Source organism: Vreelandella populi, assembly GCF_003989825.1.
GTDB classification, from domain to species: Bacteria; Pseudomonadota; Gammaproteobacteria; order Pseudomonadales; family Halomonadaceae; genus Vreelandella; species Vreelandella populi.
This window is the reverse complement of sequence record NZ_RZHE01000006.1, coordinates 206425-223856: the sequence shown is the minus strand read 5'-3', so window position 1 is coordinate 223856 and position 17432 is coordinate 206425. Positions and strand designations below refer to the sequence as shown.

The following is a 17432-nucleotide window of genomic DNA, read 5'->3' as shown; positions in this document are numbered from 1 at the left end:
ACTTTAGTTTAAGAAGCCACATGGAGCATTAATACACGTCAGTATTTGTTTAGCCTTCTACACAAAATGCAGGCATGCTGGGCATTTGCCACCTTTAAAAAAGCCCTAGGGTGCCTATGTCTGCTTCATCGTCTGCTACGTCATTACCTCGCACATTACCCCGCCATTTAGCCATTCTACTATTGGCAACGGTGGGTACCATGTTTGCCGCTAACCACGTATCGGCAAGGCTCGCCTTTGATAACGGTACAGGCTTATTGCTCGCCGTGCTAACCCGCTCGGGGCTCGCCTGCATTATTTTATTCACCCTAGTACTGGTTCAGAAAAAAAGCCTGTGGCTGCCGCGCGGCACCTGGCCCTGGCAACTGGCGGTAGGGGTGCTGATCACCATTCAAAGCCTGAGCCTTTACTCCGCGGTGGCTAGGTTGCCGGTCGTCATCGCGCTACTTTTGGTCAATACCTTCCCCATTCAACTGGCACTCTTAAGCTGGGCGCTGGGGGGGCCAAGGCCAACCTGGCGCAGCTGTCTTATCATGGGCACGATTCTGATCGGACTGCTGGTGGTGCTGGATATTCCCATCTGGCTTGCCAGTGCTGATGATATGGGCCCTGGATGGGTAGCCGGCATTGGCTTTGGACTCACCGCGGCGTTTGCGTTCGCCTGTGCGCTATGGATTACCGAGCATCGGTTGGGCCAGGTGGGTAGTACGCTACGCAGCCTGTTAACCATGCAGACGGTGTTTTTCGCCATGGTGATAGGTGGCATTCTAGGCGTGGTGCCGGGCGGCATGAGCCTGCCTGAGAACAGCCAGGGTTGGCTGGGGCTGGGGTTTTTGGCTCTGCTCTATGCTACAGGGTTTTCGACGCTGTTCATTTTTGTACCGCGCCTGGATATGGCACGAAACGCCCCGGTGATGAATATAGAGCCTGTGGCCTCGCTAGTGATCGGCTACTTTGTGCTGGGGCAGATGTTAAGCCCGGGTCAGATGGTAGGAGGTGCCATGGTGGTGAGTGGAATTATTGCACTTAGCCTTTCCAGGCAGCGCTAAAAGTTGCGTTCTTTTAGCGTATGGACCACAATAGCATTGAGTAAAGAAACAGTGTTTTTTAATTGAGGTACTTGCTATGAAGATGACCGTATTATCACTCACCTCTGCGGCATTCCTGGTTGGCGCGAGTGCATTCGCGGCATCGGCACAGGCACAAACGTTTGGTTACCCTGAAGGCTATGTGGCAGGTGATGCCATGTTCTGGAGCCTGGACCCGGACCGCGGTTCATCGCGCGACGACGTAGGCTTGCGCCTGCGCGGCGGTGCACAGTTCAACGATTACTTCGCACTCGAAGGGCACCTGGGTACTGGCGGCTCTGACGGCGGCGCCGAGCTTGACTACCTGATTGGTGCCTATGCCAAGGGTATTGCACCTATTGCGCCAACCGCACGCCTTTATGGCCTAGTAGGCTTGACCGAGGTTGATTTTGATCTCGACCGTGAAAGCGGTTTCTCCTACGGCGTGGGTGGTGAAGTGGATGTCGCCAATAACTTGTCCATCAGTGCGGACTACATGCGCTATTTGGATAAATCAGCCTACGATTTCGATGCGGCAAGTGTCGGTTTGCGTTATCGGTTCTAAAGAATCTTAAAAGCGTTAATCGCTTTCTAACCCCAGGGCCATTCGGCCCTGGGGTTTTTTATGGGGAATAATTGCTCGCTCTTAGAATACTTACAGAGGGTTAACTTTATTGTTAGCTTGCTAATTGTTTGTTAGACTAAAGTATTCTATTGCACCTGCGCTACTAAAAGCGCCCGCTGCCTGTAAAAGGCGGCGAGAGATAACGAGTGAAACCCCCATGTCTCCTGATCAACGCTTTGCCCGCTGGGTAAAGGTGGCGCTGGCTGCCTTCGCCTTGTTATTTATCTATTTTCTGATCGCCGACAGCTTTATGCCGATGACCCCTGAAGCCAGGGTCATGCGTCCGGTAGCGCGTATCGCGCCGGAACTAAGCGCGCCGGTAAGTGAAGTGGTGGTCAGCGACCATCAGCAGGTCGCCAAGGGGGATGTACTTTTTCGCCTTAACCCCAAACCCTTTCTGATTGCCCTGGAGCAAGCCAGGCTCAACCGTGAGCAGGCCCAGCGTGACAACACCCGCCTGGAAGCGGAGCTTGCCGCCGCGCAGGCGATGCTTGCATCTGCCCAGGCGACCGCTGAAGAGCGTGCAGGCGAACGTCGTCGGGGAGAAGCGTTAATCGGACGGCAAAGCATTTCTCGCCAGCAGTACGACCAGCAGGTAGCAGCCGAGCATACCGCCCAGGCAGAAGTGGCCTCCGCCCAGGCGAAAATCGAGAGCCTGGAAGTGCAGTTGGGGGAAGAGGGCGATACCAACCTGCGGCTGCGTCAGGCCGATAATGCACTTGAAAAGGCGCAGCTGGATGTAGCGCGCACCGAGGTGCGCGCCATGGAAGCAGGCCAGGTGACCAACCTGCAGCTACAGGCGGGGGACTATGTGCAGGCGGGCCAGCCGGTGATGGCGTTGGTCACTCAGCGCGTAGATATCATTGCCGATTTTCGCGAGAAAAGCCTGCGTCACGTGCGTCCTGGCGATGAGGCCGCGGTGGTATTTGATGCCTGGCCGGGACACATATTCGAAGGACGGGTCAGCGCTTTTGACGCCGGGGTGCGCGAAGGCCAACTGGCCGCCGATGGCCAATTGGCCGATATTCCTACTTCTGATCGCTGGGTGCGTGATGCCCAACGCCTGCGGATTCATATTGCTTTGGATGAGCCGCTGTTAATGCCGCCTCCCAGCGGCGCTCGGGCCACCGTGCAGCTGTTGCCTGGCGAACACGCTCTGGCCCATCCGTTTGCCTGGCTACAAACGCATCTGATCAGTTGGCTGCACTATGTTTACTGATACTGGGTCTACTGATATCGGGTCTACAGATACCAGGTCTACTGATGCCGGGTCTAATAATGCAGGGTCTGCTGATACGGGAGCTGCCGATACGAAATCGACGGATTCCAGAGCGTGGTCAATCCATCGCATAGGGGCCTGGTTTTCAAAGCGAGTGCCTCGCGGTCGCGACGCTAACCCAGAGGCCCAGGCTTACCATGGCCTCAATGAAAACGGTCTGCGCCAGTGCCTGCGTGTGGCTGGTGGCGGCACGCTCGGGTTTGTCATAAGCCAACTGATGGGCTGGAACTACGGCGTATTCTTTACCGTTTTTCCCATGTTTCTGCTGGGGATGGTGCCGATCTTGAACGTCAGCATCATCCGTCAGTTTTTGGGCAACGTATCGGTGAATGCGTTGGAAGTCAGCATTGTGGTAGGCCTGCTCAAACACATGCCGGTGGCCATGACGCTGGTCGTGCTGTGCATGTTTCTATTCCGGTTTAGTTTGATGGCGAAAGGGCCGCTGTTTCTGTTTGGCGCCAACGGCGTTTTAACGCTGAGCATTTTGCTGCATTTTGCCAGCTACCCCAGTGTGGATTTAGCCGATTTGCTGACCTCGAATTTTGTGGCCAGTGTGCTCGCCGTGTTGATCGCCATGCTGATGTATACCCTCTTTCCTGATATTGAACCGCGTCAACCGCCACCCAAAGGCACAAAGACGCAGGCACAAATACGCCATGAAACGCTCATCGGGGGTATAACCGCCACGCTTTCGTTTGTTGTGTTTCAGATATTTGATTTGCAGGGCTCGCTCTCGGCGCAGATGGCAACGATTCTGGTGCTGTTTGCCATGGGGTACGCTGGCGCACGCGTGTCGGCGCGTAAGCGTGCCATTGGCACGCTATTAGGGTGCAATATGGCGCTCGTGATGCAGCTGCTGTTATACACCCAGAGCAATCATTTCCTACTCGTAGTGTTGCTTTACTGGCTGGGGTTGATGCTCTTTGCCCGAGCGCATGTTCGTGAGGGCGGTGGCTCTGGCGTGGGGTTTGGCGGTATGACCACGCTGGGTATTTTATTTGGCCAGTCGTTAGGGCCTAACCAGGATCTTGTATATAGTGCGCTTTACCGGTTCTCCTCCATGAGCGTGGCGCTCGTGTTAACCCTGCTCGTCATGGCCTGTTTGCATTATCTGCTCAATATTTGGGAGCCAACGCAATTACCTGAAAGAAAATGAGGCAACTTTTTTAACAAAGGCTACTCTAATAATGCAGCTGTAATGTGAAGGACGATGTATCTCCTCCATTCAGCGTGTTTCCTACTAACGGATTAGAGGTGTATAGCATGAGTGGAAAAGACGATAAAGCAAAAGGCGCAGCTAACAAAGCCGGTGGTAAAGTTAAAGAAGCCGCTGGTAAAGTAACCGGTAGCGACAAGACTGAAGCCAAAGGCAAGGCCCAGCAAGTAAAGGGTGAAGGCCAGAAAGCTAAAGGCGGCGTGAAAGATAGCCTTAAGAAAAAGTAATCTTGCCGTGTTAGCGTAACACGTCGACAACAGGGGCCTTTAGGCCCCTGTTTGCGTTTGTAAGACCATTCAGTAAACAAACACCATCCCCTACCTAACTAGTTATCTCCTCGATAATTAAAGTCCTTGACGGATTAAATACATGAATCTAAATATATAGACAGACCTGTCTGTTCAAGGATGTTTTTTGATGACTGCGCAATTATTGTCAGCCTCCCGGCCTCGCGAGCGTATTATCGAAACTGCCAGCCGACTATTTTTTCGACAAGGATACTGCGCTACGGGTATCAACCAGATTATTAGTGAATCGGGGGTCGCTAAAGCCAGTTTTTATGCGCATTTCCCAAGTAAGGAGTTACTGGCTATTGCTTGGCTTGAGCAGCGCGAAGAGAGATGGATACAGCAGCTAAAGGAGCGAATTGCGCAGTGTCCATCGATCGATAAGCGTGTCGCCGCCATGTATAGCCTGTGGGGCGACCAGATTCGCAATGAAGGCTATCGCGGCTGTGGGTTCATCAATATGGCCGGAGAGTTCAGCAACGAGGAAAGCCCCATCAGAGCACTTGTACGTGACCATAAAGACCGCGTAAGACACATCATTGCCAATGATGTGCTAAGTGAATACCAACCCAGGATGAAGCCTAGCGACTTCGATGAGTTGGTTAATGCTATTTACTCACTTTTCGACGGCGCCATTATTCAAGCGCAAAATTTTATGCAGGATTGGCCAATTGATTCTGCATTGAAAGCCTCCCTCAAGCTACTTTCCCAGTCTCTCCCAGAGGAAGGCTAGTCAGGTAATTGATTAATACGTTTTGAGCGTGATCAAACGTTCATTGATCTATTAACGTCGCGCCATTGGGAGGCTTGGAAATATGTACTTGCCCCTCTTTCTAAAACGAAATTCAGCCTTTAATGTGATTGGCGCTGGTCTCTTGATCGTGGCGGCTACTTACGGATTGTCGCGCTATACCTACGGGCTGTTTGTGCCTGCTATTAGAGATGATTTCGGTTTAAGCCAAGCCGCAGTAGGCGCTATTGGCAGTGCCTCTTATCTGGGGTATCTATTGGCAACCCTTATTAGCCCACTACTGGTGCGTCGTTTTAGCCCTCGCTTGCCGATTATAGTGGGCGGAATAACCGCAGCGCTGGGCATGTTGTTGGTCGCCCTGGCCACTAATCCTATAGGACTGGCCATAGGCGTTACGCTTGCCGGTTGCAGCCCAGGGTTGGCTTATCCGCCGCTTTCCGATGCCATAAAGCAGCTGTGCCGCGCCGAAAAGCAGAACCGCTATTACGCCATCATTAATTCTGGCACCAGTTTCGGGGTGATGGTTTCTGGCCCATTGGCACTTATCGCAGGCCCCCGTTGGCAGTTGGCTTGGCTCTGTTTTGCATTTATCGCACTCATTGCCACCCTGTGGAATTTCCTGATAATGCCGGGACCTACGCGTGAAGCTACCCAACATGAGCCCTCTGATAATAAAGCAACGTCGGGTGGCTTAAGCGACGACCGCGAATCCATATGGGCGCTGCTGAGGCGTAAGTTGAAGAACGAATCGGTGCTACGTTTACTGCTGGGCGCATTGTTGTTCGGGTTGGTAACGTCCGTTTACTGGACGTTTTCGGTGGAATTGATTGCGAGTGAAAACAGGTTTTCTGAAACAGGCCGAGTGATATTCTGGGTGGTCGTGGGTATTGCCGGTGTGGCGGGAGGGCTGGCCGGAGAGCTGGTAACCCGCTTTGGACTGGCTAGGGTATTGCGATGGGCGACACTGGCTATTGCTGCGTCAATAGCCTCCCTCACTATAGCGAGTGACGGAATGCTAGTGCTCACCATGTCGGCCGTGGTGTTTGGCGCCACGTTTATACTAATCACTGCCCTGTATGGTATCTGGAGCGTCAGCTGTTTTCCTGAAGCACCCTCTACTGGCTTTGGGCTGACCTTTTTTCTTATTTCAGCCGGGCAACTGATATCGCCCACCCTGGCTGGGCTGGGTGCAGAGCTTTGGCAAATGACCAGCGTATTTCAGATCACCGCTCTATTTTGTTTAGGTATTTTGTTGTTACTGCCTACCCAAGATGTATGGAGTATGTAAGCGATAACACAAACTTTAATAGAAGGCCGTACTCTAGCGCCCGCCTTATCGGCGGGCGCAAACAACTATAACGCTCACATTGACGAGCGAACGTTACACTTCCTGATACAACTTGCTGCCTTCTTGGCGAAACTTCTCCGCCTGCTCCTCCATGCCGCGCTTGACTGACTCCGCGTCGCTGGCGCTTTCTGGAGTGCGGTCGCGATAGGTCTCTCGTACCTCCTGGCTAATCTTCATCGAGCAGAACTTCGGCCCGCACATGGAGCAGAAGTGCGCTACCTTGGCCGAATCCTTGGGTAGGGTTTCATCGTGGAATTCCCGCGCGGTGTCCGGGTCCAGCCCCAGGTTGAATTGATCTTCCCAGCGAAACTCGAACCGCGCCTTGGAAAGGGCATTATCACGCCGCTGTGCCGCCGGATGGCCCTTGGCCAAGTCCGCCGCGTGGGCGGCAATCTTGTAGGTAATGATGCCGGTCTTTACGTCGTCTTTATTGGGCAGGCCTAAGTGCTCTTTCGGCGTGACGTAGCAAAGCATCGCGCAGCCAAACCAGCCGATCATGGCGGCCCCAATGCCCGAGGTAATATGATCGTAGCCCGGTGCGATATCGGTCACCAGCGGCCCCAAGGTGTAGAAGGGCGCTTCATCGCAGTACTCAAGCTGCTTATCCATGTTCTCTTTAACAAGGTGCATGGGCACGTGACCAGGCCCCTCGATCATCACCTGCACATCGTGCTTCCAGGCAATATGGGTCAGCTCGCCCAGGGTCTTGAGTTCGGCCATTTGCGCTTCGTCGTTGGCATCGGCGATTGAGCCGGGGCGCAGACCGTCACCCAGTGAGAACGCCACGTCGTACTGCTTGCAGATCTCGCATATCTCCTCGAAGTGGGTGTAAAGAAAGCTCTCTTGATGGTGGAACAGGCACCACTTCGCCATAATCGAACCGCCTCGAGAGACAATGCCAGTTACGCGGTTGGCGGTGAGCGGTACATAGCGCAGCAGTACGCCCGCATGAATGGTGAAGTAATCCACTCCCTGTTCGGCCTGCTCGATCAACGTATCGCGAAAGACTTCCCAGGTGAGGTTTTCAGCCACGCCGTTGACTTTCTCCAGCGCCTGATAGATCGGCACCGTGCCGATGGGCACCGGCGAGTTGCGGATGATCCACTCGCGGGTTTCGTGGATGTTCTGCCCGGTGGAAAGATCCATAATGGTATCCGCACCCCAGCGAATGCCCCAGGTCATCTTATCGACTTCTTCTTCAATCGAAGAGGTGACCGCCGAGTTACCCAGGTTCCCATTGATCTTGACCAGGAAGTTACGCCCGATAATCATCGGCTCGCTTTCCGGGTGGTTGATGTTATTAGGAATAATCGCCCGGCCGCGGGCCACCTCCGAACGAACAAACTCCGGCGTGATCTCTTCAGGAATGCTGGCGCCGAAGCTTTGGCCGCGATGCTGGTGGCCCAAGATTCGCTCCACCTCAGCATCGCCCAGCGCTTGGCGGCGCTGGTTCTCGCGCAAGGCGATAAACTCCATTTCCGGCGTGATAATCCCTTGGCGGGCGTAGTGCAGCTGGGTGACGTTCTTGCCTGCTTTAGCTCTGCGCGGTGTGCGGGGTAAATCAAAACGCAGCTGGGCAAGCGTGGGGTCGTTGGCGCGGCGCTTGCCGTAATCAGAGGTGAGCCCCTCCAGAAACTCGGTATCCCCGCGCTCTTCGATCCACGCCCGACGAAGTTCGGGCAGGCCACGGCGCAAATCTATCTGGGCGTTGGGGTCGGTGTAGGGGCCGGAGGTGTCGTACACCAGCAGCGGCGGGTTCTGTTCATCGATGCCGGTGGTTTTGGTCGGTGATAGGCTGATTTCCCTAAACGGCACGCGGATATCCGGCCGCGAGCCTTCGAGATACACCTTGCGCGAGCCGGGCAGCGGGGCAATGGCGGCGGCATCCACCTGGGCGGTTTCGGCTAGAAAGTGGCTAGTTTTACTCATGGCATTTTCCTTCTGTTGTGGTTGTTGTTCGGGTTTAGTCAGTCAGGTCGTGATCAAGCAGTTCCAGGCCCATCTGCCAGAAATCGATTTCCAGGCGAGTGGCGTCACGAAATATCTTGGTGAGTTCGTCAAAGCGGGCAGGGGTAACGTCGGCAAGACGAGCATCGAGCCATTCAAGCTCCGCCTGCATGGCGGACTGAAACTCCTCACTTTCGTACATCGCAATCCAGGCATCGAACGGGTTATCGCCACCGCGCACTGTGGAGGATTGCGCGTTCAGCCAGTTGGCGATCTCGCCATAGCCCACCAAGCAGGGGGCAAGCGCCACGTGTAAATCCAGCAGGTCACCGCGGTTGCCGGTATCCAATACGTAGCGGGTGTAAGCCATGGTCGCCCGGGATTCTTGCAGCTTGGCAAGCTCGTCCTCGGAAATACCCCATTCGCGGCAAAAGCCCACGTGCATACCCAGCTCCACATCCACAATGGTTTTCAAACCTTCATGGGCCTGGCGCAAATCGGCAAGGGTGGGGCTTTTATAGGCGGCCAGCGCGTAGGCGCGGGCGAAGTGGATCAAAAACAGGTAATCCTGCTTTAGATAGTGGCGAAACGACGCTTCAGGCAGCGTGGCACTACCCAATTGGCGCACAAAATCGTGCTCAACATAGGCGCGCCAATCGTTATGGCAGGCAGTGGTTAAATCAGTAAAGCGATAGCCCATACATCCTCCGGGAGTAATGATCCGAAGGGCAGGCGAGAAGATCGAGGAAATGGCACGAAAGGGTGGCGAGCGATCGTGGGAGAGAGCTAGCCGGCGCCATCGCTTGATCCCTACGCCGGTACCCGCGCTGCGAACTTATTGTAAGCAACAGCGCATTAGCCGGATCAGGTTCAGCGGGACCAGCGCTTGGCAGCAAAAAAAAATTGCTACGCCCTGCGCCATCTCAGCCGGATATCACCGGCACCCCGTCAAGCAGTATCCAGCGCAGTGTAGGAGGCGAGTGGGGGAGATGCAAGTGGGCAAGTGACGGCGCTGCGTGTTAGTTTCGATTAGATAAGGCTATTAAAATTCAACACCGCAGCGTGTAGCGATTAGAGAATACTGACATTGACCACCAACGATAAGAGGGGCTGGGAAGCCTTCTATTGCGTCAATCAAACGCGAGACGCCTCGCCACTGTTACGGCCTGCTCTAGGGGAGGAGTGCTTACCTAAAGGCAGCGGCCATGCCATTGATCTAGGGTGCGGAGGCGGCATCGAAACCGCGTTACTGCTGAAGGCGGGTTGGTAACGCATCACTGGCATCGGTTTGATCTTATCTTGAGAAAGCCAGTGGTTTAAACGGAATGCCTGATTCTGTGTGGCGGCTGCTACGTGCTTTTCTATCGTTAGATGCCCCAGCCATTGTCCAACTTAAGCGCCCGTTATTAAGGCAGGGCGCCGCATTCCATGAAAGCGGATGAAGAAGCGAATCCAATGGTAATACGTCTGCTCGGCGCGAAGGCCATAACGTTTTACTCGCAAGTAGCCCTAACCCTGTCCATCAGCTTCGTAAGGTTGCCCTATTTCAGTTACCATATGTATTTTTATACAGTTTTATTGGGAGTTACAAATCACGCCAGCGCGCGAATGTTGGATATGATGCCAAATTTTTCTTTGCTGCCAAGAAATCAATAGAGTCGACTTGATCGATCTGGCTGAGTAACCTCATGAACGCGATGAGTTATTTATTGAGGTTATGCAGCCGGGCGTATAATCACTGTTAGCCAAGCGAATGGAGATCATGCTTTGAGGAAGGTTTGGAAAGATCCTGTATGGAGTTCCGTAATTGCGGGAATAATCCTTGCCGCTATTCTTGCTGTAGGGCAACATTTTTTTGGGCTCTGGAAATATGTCTCTTTAGGTGCAGAATGGCTTTGGTCGACTATTACCGTTAACGTTCCTATTCCGCTTTGGCTCCTCATAATCGGTATTCCTATCCTCGTCTTGCTCATCCCGGTGATTACGAAACTGATTCCAAACAAGGAGCCAAGTTTCACAAAATATACAGGTGACCATATTCTAGGAATTGACTGGAGCTGGAAGTGGATTCCGCCGAACAAATTCCGAGCTGAATACAAGTTCGATGAGCTGACGCCTCGCTGTCCAACCTGTAAGTCCGTATTGAATGTTAACGATTATGATGGTCGACTTGTTTACTGCATCAACGACTCTTGCAAATGGCAATGGCCTCTGGCATCACAACGATATGTTTACCATTATGCAGGCCACCGATCTGATGCAATCGATCACTCATCAAAGGTGAATGAGCGAGTAATGAAGGAAATTGACCGGAAGCTACACACTGGTGAGTGGGAAAATGGCTAACAATTCGCTTTTGTCGGGTAATTTCTCCATCGCTCTGCGATTCCAAAATTGCCGCAAAGCTCGGTGTTAGCTGTCACTCAGCTCATAGCTCAAAGGTACGGAGTAGGATGAAAACAAAAACGGTAGCAAGCATCGCGTTGATCCTGTTGGTTATGGGCGTGCTAACAGTGTTGCTTGTTTTATCTTTCTCGACTCTAACGACTCGGGAAACAGGATTGATGAGTACTATACTCACATTGCTGTCGATTCTCGCCACATGGATAGTTTCTTTCCTTTACTCTGAATCGATCCACAGAACTTCCATCTCGGAAGCTAAAGAGTCCCACCAAGAAAATCTCAGAACTTATGCCTTAAAAGCGTCTGAGAAAGTGACAAACCTATCTGATCAGCTATCGCAACTGAGCGCTTTCTTAGAGGAAGAACTCAACGCCAGTGACTTTGAAACTATTCAAGAACTAGTTAATAGTCGAGAACAGCGCATAGTAAGCGCTATACAAATGCTGGCAATGTTAAAGTCCGTAAATGATACGTCGTTAAGTGATTGGCAGGGAGTAATTGGTGAAGAGCTAGAAGAACAAAGGGAAGAAAAGCAGGAACTACAAGAATACGTTCTTGAGCTTACCGATAGGCTTGAAAGGGTCTTGGAAAGAGAAGCTAGCCAATCTGAGAAAAGTGAAAAAGAGAAAGAAATTCAACTGCTTTCGTTGCGAAATGACTTATCAAAAATGATAAATGAGGTCTCTGGAAGGCGCCCAGTGCCAAAGATTGCAAGAAAGTCAATCCATAAAGATATATCTATAAAATGCCCCAAGTGTCAATCGGAATTGAGCTACCGACAAAGGGCAAAGAAAAACACAGCAAAGAAAGTGGAATGCAGCGAATGTAAATCTAGATATGTATCTCTTTATGATGAGAGCAAGGGCAGTTTCTACCTTGAAGTAAGTAAAGATATTACGGAAGAAATTGAGTGTGAAGATTGCTCGTCAGTAATCACTACCATGCTTAACTCATTTCCTGGATCAGTTTCAAATATGGATTGTGACCAGTGCGAAGCTAAATATAGATTAGTTCGTTATCATAACGGTGAGGTAAGGCTGAAAAGAATAGGCATAGCTCCTTCCAGCGGAATGAAGCTAACTGATGCAATTATCGATAAAGTTAGGTTACAGCTTCCAAGTCAACCATGGCCACGACATATCCACAAGACCGTCGCTCAAAAACTAGGAATATCTAATGGAATGGCTCAAAAGGCCATTCGCAGGCTCATTGAAAAAGGTGTTTTTAAAGAGCAAATAAACGGACAACTATATGAATTGCATAAGGTTTCTGAATATGGCGGCTAATAAGAAGTGCAGGCACGGCGATCCTCTAACATTGTGCCTTCAGCTTCATGCCATGGGCACGCGTGCTGAAAGCGTTATGCGCTACTTGCCCTAAGGAGAGACCTCATGAAAAAGGCTTTTTGTTTAGTTTGTTTCCTCGTTTTTTTACAACCAGCTTTGGCAACTAATGATACTGAAATAGAGTCCGCTTCTTTGTGGCTGGAAACGATTGATGCTGGCGAATATGAAGAAAGTTGGAATCTGACGGGCTCACTGTTTCAGAATCAGTTGTCAGTTGCTCAATGGGTAGAAGCTTTAGTGCAGGTGCGCCAGCCTTTAGGTGAATTAGAAGATAGAGAAGTGAGCAGTACAACGTTAGCTAATTCCTTACCTAATGCTCCTGACGGGGAATATATTGTCATTACCTATGCTTCAAGTTTTGAGCATGAGGACAATGCGATAGAGACGGTAACATTGAGAAGGGAGGACGAAGAATGGCTACCCGTTGGGTATTTTGTGCGGTAGTACACAACAATCGCCAACAGTTCTTCCCTATGGGCCTGGACCTCGCTTCGTACGGCCACTGATGCGGGTATTAGGTCGAGAGGAAACCTAGAGGATATGCCAAATTCAGTGATACCAGATGAAGCAAAACAGGCACATTCAATCGTTGAAAATGTGCTTGGTGAGTCCATCGTTGGTATTTATCTCTTCGGCTCAGCTGTCGTTGGCGGTTTAAAGCGTGATAGCGATGTAGATATTCTGGTTGCTGTTTCTAACCCGCCTACCTTTGAGCAAAGGAAGACCTTGGTTGCACAGTTGATGGGCATATCCGGCGCGATAGGAAATTCACAGGCTATCAGGCCGTTGGAGCTGACGGTGGTGTCGGCTTCTGATGTCGTGCCTTGGCAATTTCCGCCTCGGGCTGAATTTGTTTACGGGGAGTGGTTACGAGCGCAATTCGAGGCCGGAAGCATCCCGGAACCCGTCCGTGATCCTGATCTTGCCATTGTTCTGAAGAAGGTAAGGGATAACAGCCTGTCGCTGTATGGAAAAAAGTCCACCGAGGTTTTCGAGCCGGTGCCCGTGACTGATATTCAAAAAGCCATCCGTGATTCGTTACCTAACCTTCTAAACGACATCGAAGGCGACGAGCGCAATGTGGTCTTGACCTTGTCGTGCATGTGGTTGACCGCTGAGACAGGTGACGTTGCCCCAAAAGATGTCGCCACGGCATGGGCTGAACATCAGGCACCTGGTGAGCATGCAGCTTTGTTGAAGTACGCCCGCGAAGGCTACCTTGGAAGAGTGAATGATCGGTGGGAAGGCAAGCGCGAGGGCATGAAGGCGCTGGTGGCTTATATGAAAAATAACATTGAAAGAGCCTTGATGCTCTGTAGTGAGCGAAGCTATTAAAGGCACAGGTATAAATTTTTTGCTGCTCTATAAATTTGCTTGTGCTGCAAGCGTGATATTACAAGGAAGTGGTGAGTCGTGAACGAAGAAGAATCACTCAGCAGGGCAATTTATGAAGAGGTGGCTATTTTCCCATATAACAAAAACTGGCCGCTTTTGTTTGAAGAAGAGCGCGATCGCCTTCTTCATTTGTTTCCTGGTAGATTTTTGGCGGTCGAACATATCGGAAGCACTGCTGTACCAGGCCTTTCAGCCAAACCTATTATCGATATCCTAGCGGGGGTCGAGGCGATGCAGTGCGCTGATGCTCTGCTGGAACCTTTGTGCCAGGCAAAATACACGACATCAATGGAGTTCAACGCTTCATTAGCTAGGCGACGCTGGCTTATGCGATGGGCTGAAGGACGTCGAACACATCACTTGCATCTTGTAGTTTATGACAGTCAAGAATGGCAACAGCGGTTAGCTTTCCGTGACAAACTCCGTACTAACTCTGGAATAGCAAGAAATTATGAGCAGAATAAACGGGCATGGGCGGCTGAATTTAGTTCGGATAGAGAGGCTTATACTGCGGCGAAGAGTGATTTCATAAGGGGAACTCTGAGCAGTGCAATATAACTATGCCAAGCACGCCGAAAGCCTTCTTCATGGTAGCGTCGCCCTCACTACAAAGCTGTATTGGAAATGAGTGCGCAATGGTGCCAAAGTCGAGCCGAAGAAGGTGGCTCCTTCCACCATGTTGACCAGCGCCATGCCGCTGTCGGAAAGCCCGAAGGCCAAAGGCACATCAATAGACGTGAGAGAATCACCATGGCACCCCAGCCTTGGGCAGTCCCTAACAAGCATTGAGTGATTTAATCGTTATGACGTTGAAATCACCCCAACACTTGCGGATTAAGCTGCCACACACTCCAGGTCAGCGCACAGGCCAGGCTGACCCAGCCGAGATAAGGCACCAGCAGTACACCCGCCAACGGCTTGAGCCGCCAAAACATCACCAGCGTAATTAAAATCAACACCCAGAGCGCGACTACGCCGATAAAGGCGATAGCGCCCAACTGCCAAGCGAAGAATAGCCAGGTCCAGAGGGCGTTGAGCGCTAGCTGTATTATGAATACCACAAGCGCGGGCCGTGCGCCGGGTTCGCGCCAGGCAAGCCAGGCGGCGATGCCCATCAGGCCGTAAAGCGTCGTCCACATTGGCCCGAAGAGCCAAGTTGGCGGCGCCCAGGCGGGTTGTTGGAGTGATTCGTAGAAAGACGCGGCGTTGATGGAAGCCACGGCGCCTATGCCGGCGGCGATATAAGCCAGCACCAGCCAGCCGACCAAGCCCAGAATCTGCTGTTTGCGTGAGAGTGTGCGCATGTAAGTTCCTGCTGCAAAATATGAAAATTAGTTCAAGCGTAGTGCAGCGCAGCGGGCTCGGCCATGGTGGCGATGCATGAATAAAAGACGCTGTGGTCATCATGACGAAAAAGGAAATCGCATGCGCGCCAACCCTGATTGGAAGCCCTTGGCTATCGTGGGAGCCGTTCTGCTGATGAATGGCTTCGTGTTTCTACTGATAACACTTTCCGCGCCGGGCGGGGCGCTATGGGGTGCGGCGCTGGGGTGTCTGACCGCGGGTATACCGCTGTTGCTGACGGGATGCATCAAGAGGGCGCGGTTTGAAAAATTAAATCCCGCTGGTCAGGCGTTACCCAGTACGTTCGAGGTAACTGATGATTACCGGTGAATGCCTCTGCGGCGAGGTGAAGTTCGAGATCGAAGGGACGATTCCCAACCTTTACCAGTGCCACTGCTCTTTATGCCGCAAAACGACAGGCTCTACCGCCAATGCGGCAACCTTTGTCAGGGAAGTGGATTTTCAATGGGTAGCCGGTCAGGCCGGTATTCGCTCTTTTCAAAGGCCAACGGGCTATCGCAATGATTTCTGCTCGGTATGTGGCAGTTCAGTTCCCAATAAGCTGCGCGATACGGCGTTGATGTGGGTACCGGCGGGCTTGCTGAATGAAGAGACCACCTCCCGCGTGGCGGTTCATCTTCACCTCGACTCTGCGCCAACATGGGCACAAGAAGCACTTCACTGACAACGCTTCGATAACTCTCCCGAAAGTCTGGCGGCACTCAACGAGGCCCTGCAGTAGATAAATGAGCGAGCCTGTTACTGACAAGGAGTGTTTCCATGATACGTGCATGCCAAACGTCCGATATCGAGCCGGTCCTCTCCATCTGGCTTGCCGCTTCTATTCAAGTGCATGACTTTATCGAGCCTGGCTTTTGGGAATCGAAGCTGGACGATATGCGCCATCTTTATCTTCCCGCCTCCGACACCCGTGTTATGGAGGTTTCAGGACGGGTAGTGGGATTCTACAGCCTGTATGAAAATACGCTGGCGGCGATTTTCGTACAGCCTAGGCTTCACGGCCAGGGGCTTGGCACGGCGCTGCTTGATGATGCGAAAAACCGGAGGTCGAATTTACAGCTCACGGTATACGCCAGGAATGCGTCCAGCATTCATTTTTATCGCCAGCACGGCTTCGTGACAGCCGGTGAGCAGTTGGATGAGCATACGGAAGAGCCAGAGCTTGTGATGCAGTGGTCAAGTGCGTGTTTGCGTTGAGACTTCACTAGTCGCTTGAAGCGGCATGTCTGACAATTGCTGCCATACTCTTCATGTCACTAAATCCATGGAAGAGAGGAGCGACACAATGGTACGTCCGATTTTTGCACGTACGTTACTGGTGAACTGTATGGGCGCCGCGCTCGCGGTTGGCTACGTCGGCAGCGCCTCGGCTGAAGACGCACCTGAATACGACGGCGAACTGTCCAGCTTCGAATATGCCTACCCGGTCAAGCGGTTCGAGTTCAGCTCCCAGGGTCAGGAGTTGCAGATGGCCTACCTGGATGTTCAGCCGGAAAAGGGCAGCGCCAACGGCCGCACGGTGGTGCTGATGCACGGCAAGAACTTCTGTGCGGGCACCTGGGAAGACACCATTGAAGCGCTGACCGATGCAGGTTACCGCGTCATCGCGCCGGATCAGGTGGGATTCTGTAAATCGACCAAACCGGAACATTACCAGTTCAGTTTCCATCAACTGGCGACTAATACCCAGGCGCTGCTGGAGGATCTGGGTGTAGATGACGTGACCGTGATGGGCCACTCCATGGGCGGTATGCTGGCCACACGCTTTGCGCTGATGTACCCAGAACAGACCGAGCAGCTGGTGATGGTCAACCCGATTGGGCTTGAGGACTGGAAAGCTCTTGGCGTGCCGTATCAGAGCATTGATGAAGGCTATCAGGCCGAACTCGAGAAAACCGCTGAGGGTATTCGCACCTATCAGGAAAGTACCTACTACGTGGATACCTGGGAGCCGGAGTACGACCGTTGGGTGGAAATGCTGGCGGGTATGTATGCAGGCGAAGACGGAGAGCTGGTCGCCTGGAACCAAGCGCTAACTTCAGACATGGTCTTTACCCAGCCGGTAGTTCATGAATTTGATCAATTGCAGATGCCTACGCTGTTACTGATTGGCGAGAAGGACAACACCGCCATCGGCAAGGCGCAAGCGCCGGAAGATGTTCAGGAAACCCTGGGCCGTTACGATGTGCTGGGTGAGCAGGCCGCCGATGCCATCCCCCAGGCCACGCTGGTCGAATTCCCGGAGCTTGGCCATTCACCGCAAATCCAGGAACCCGAACGTTTCCACGAAGAGCTGCTTAAAGGTCTGGAAAGTCTGTAACGCTGGGGCGCATGTTTGAAAACAGCGTCACCGCCTGAGTGACCTGAAATAGGCAGGCGCGGGGAGCTTTAAATGGCTTGCGC

General features: G+C 52.4%; 20 protein-coding genes and 1 riboswitch. Of the genes, 16 read left to right on the top strand and 4 right to left on the bottom strand.

What is annotated here, in order from left to right; translation table 11 throughout:
• Window positions 1–116: 116 nt before the first annotated feature.
• The 7 genes from ELY25_RS06070 (at window position 117) to ELY25_RS06040 (ending at window position 6513) form a co-directional block, all read left to right on the top strand.
• A complete protein-coding gene (locus tag ELY25_RS06070) occupies window positions 117–1049 on the top strand; it encodes an EamA family transporter (protein ID WP_126950387.1) in 933 nt (310 codons plus the stop codon).
• 76 nt (window positions 1050–1125) lie between these two features.
• Window positions 1126–1632, top strand: coding sequence for an outer membrane beta-barrel protein (locus tag ELY25_RS06065; RefSeq protein ID WP_126950386.1), 507 nt, complete (start codon window positions 1126–1128; stop codon window positions 1630–1632).
• A gap of 217 nt (window positions 1633–1849) precedes the next feature.
• Window positions 1850–2911 (top strand): HlyD family secretion protein, encoded by a 1062-nt coding sequence (locus tag ELY25_RS06060; RefSeq protein WP_126950385.1) that lies wholly within the window; start codon window positions 1850–1852, stop codon window positions 2909–2911.
• 154 nt (window positions 2912–3065) lie between these two features.
• Entirely contained in the window at window positions 3066–4127 is a 1062-nt protein-coding gene (locus ELY25_RS06055; protein WP_126950384.1) for a DUF2955 domain-containing protein, read from the top strand.
• A gap of 107 nt (window positions 4128–4234) precedes the next feature.
• Window positions 4235–4414 carry a CsbD family protein gene (locus ELY25_RS06050; protein WP_126950383.1) on the top strand — a complete coding sequence of 60 codons (180 nt, stop codon included), beginning with the start codon at window positions 4235–4237 and terminating at the stop codon, window positions 4412–4414.
• Between the two features lie 190 nt (window positions 4415–4604).
• Window positions 4605–5207 (top strand): TetR/AcrR family transcriptional regulator, encoded by a 603-nt coding sequence (locus tag ELY25_RS18090; protein ID WP_126950382.1) that lies wholly within the window; start codon window positions 4605–4607, stop codon window positions 5205–5207.
• A gap of 82 nt (window positions 5208–5289) precedes the next feature.
• Window positions 5290–6513, top strand: coding sequence for an MFS transporter (locus tag ELY25_RS06040; RefSeq protein ID WP_126950381.1), 1224 nt, complete (start codon window positions 5290–5292; stop codon window positions 6511–6513).
• A gap of 93 nt (window positions 6514–6606) precedes the next feature.
• On the opposite strand, the gene thiC is transcribed toward ELY25_RS06040, so the two are convergent.
• From thiC to ELY25_RS18170, 3 genes are all read right to left on the bottom strand, one after another.
• Entirely contained in the window at window positions 6607–8502 is a 1896-nt protein-coding gene (thiC, locus tag ELY25_RS06035) for a phosphomethylpyrimidine synthase ThiC (RefSeq protein WP_126950380.1), read from the bottom strand.
• Between the two features lie 34 nt (window positions 8503–8536).
• Window positions 8537–9220, bottom strand: coding sequence for a thiaminase II (gene tenA / locus ELY25_RS06030; RefSeq protein ID WP_126950379.1), 684 nt, complete (start codon window positions 9218–9220; stop codon window positions 8537–8539).
• A gap of 90 nt (window positions 9221–9310) precedes the next feature.
• Window positions 9311–9478, bottom strand: a riboswitch (TPP riboswitch).
• 434 nt (window positions 9479–9912) lie between these two features.
• The gene (locus ELY25_RS18170) at window positions 9913–10023 is read right to left on the bottom strand and encodes a phage integrase N-terminal SAM-like domain-containing protein (protein ID WP_422822372.1); all 111 of its coding nucleotides are present in this window, start codon (window positions 10021–10023) and stop codon (window positions 9913–9915) included.
• 264 nt (window positions 10024–10287) lie between these two features.
• Between ELY25_RS18170 and ELY25_RS06025 the strand changes: the two genes are divergently transcribed.
• The 5 genes from ELY25_RS06025 to ELY25_RS06005 all read left to right on the top strand — a co-directional run bounded on the left by ELY25_RS06025 (window position 10288) and on the right by ELY25_RS06005 (window position 14222).
• Complete coding sequence (locus ELY25_RS06025; protein ID WP_126950378.1) at window positions 10288–10866, top strand: hypothetical protein; 579 nt, start codon at window positions 10288–10290, stop codon at window positions 10864–10866.
• 107 nt (window positions 10867–10973) lie between these two features.
• Entirely contained in the window at window positions 10974–12209 is a 1236-nt protein-coding gene (locus ELY25_RS06020; protein WP_126950377.1) for a hypothetical protein, read from the top strand.
• Window positions 12210–12314: 105 nt separating this feature from the next.
• A complete protein-coding gene (locus ELY25_RS06015; protein ID WP_126950376.1) occupies window positions 12315–12713 on the top strand; it encodes a DUF4019 domain-containing protein in 399 nt (132 codons plus the stop codon).
• 96 nt (window positions 12714–12809) lie between these two features.
• A complete protein-coding gene (locus ELY25_RS06010) occupies window positions 12810–13604 on the top strand; it encodes an aminoglycoside adenylyltransferase family protein (protein ID WP_126950375.1) in 795 nt (264 codons plus the stop codon).
• 78 nt (window positions 13605–13682) lie between these two features.
• The gene (locus tag ELY25_RS06005; protein ID WP_126950374.1) at window positions 13683–14222 is read left to right on the top strand and encodes a GrpB family protein; all 540 of its coding nucleotides are present in this window, start codon (window positions 13683–13685) and stop codon (window positions 14220–14222) included.
• Between the two features lie 257 nt (window positions 14223–14479).
• Here ELY25_RS06005 and ELY25_RS06000 read toward each other — a convergent pair whose 3' ends face one another.
• Window positions 14480–14968 carry a TspO/MBR family protein gene (locus ELY25_RS06000; RefSeq protein ID WP_126950373.1) on the bottom strand — a complete coding sequence of 163 codons (489 nt, stop codon included), beginning with the start codon at window positions 14966–14968 and terminating at the stop codon, window positions 14480–14482.
• Between the two features lie 121 nt (window positions 14969–15089).
• On the opposite strand from ELY25_RS06000, the gene ELY25_RS05995 reads away from it, so the two are divergent.
• The 4 genes from ELY25_RS05995 to ELY25_RS05980 all read left to right on the top strand — a co-directional run bounded on the left by ELY25_RS05995 (window position 15090) and on the right by ELY25_RS05980 (window position 17349).
• A complete protein-coding gene (locus tag ELY25_RS05995) occupies window positions 15090–15338 on the top strand; it encodes a hypothetical protein (protein ID WP_185859235.1) in 249 nt (82 codons plus the stop codon).
• The gene (locus ELY25_RS05990) at window positions 15325–15693 is read left to right on the top strand and encodes a GFA family protein (protein ID WP_236995659.1); all 369 of its coding nucleotides are present in this window, start codon (window positions 15325–15327) and stop codon (window positions 15691–15693) included. The genes ELY25_RS05995 and ELY25_RS05990 overlap by 14 nt, the downstream gene beginning before the upstream one ends.
• A gap of 95 nt (window positions 15694–15788) precedes the next feature.
• A complete protein-coding gene (locus ELY25_RS05985) occupies window positions 15789–16226 on the top strand; it encodes an N-acetyltransferase (protein ID WP_126950371.1) in 438 nt (145 codons plus the stop codon).
• Window positions 16227–16314: 88 nt separating this feature from the next.
• On the top strand, window positions 16315–17349 hold the full coding sequence (locus ELY25_RS05980; RefSeq protein WP_126950370.1) for an alpha/beta fold hydrolase: 1035 nt from the start codon (window positions 16315–16317) through the stop codon (window positions 17347–17349).
• The last annotated feature ends 83 nt before the right edge of the window (window positions 17350–17432 follow it).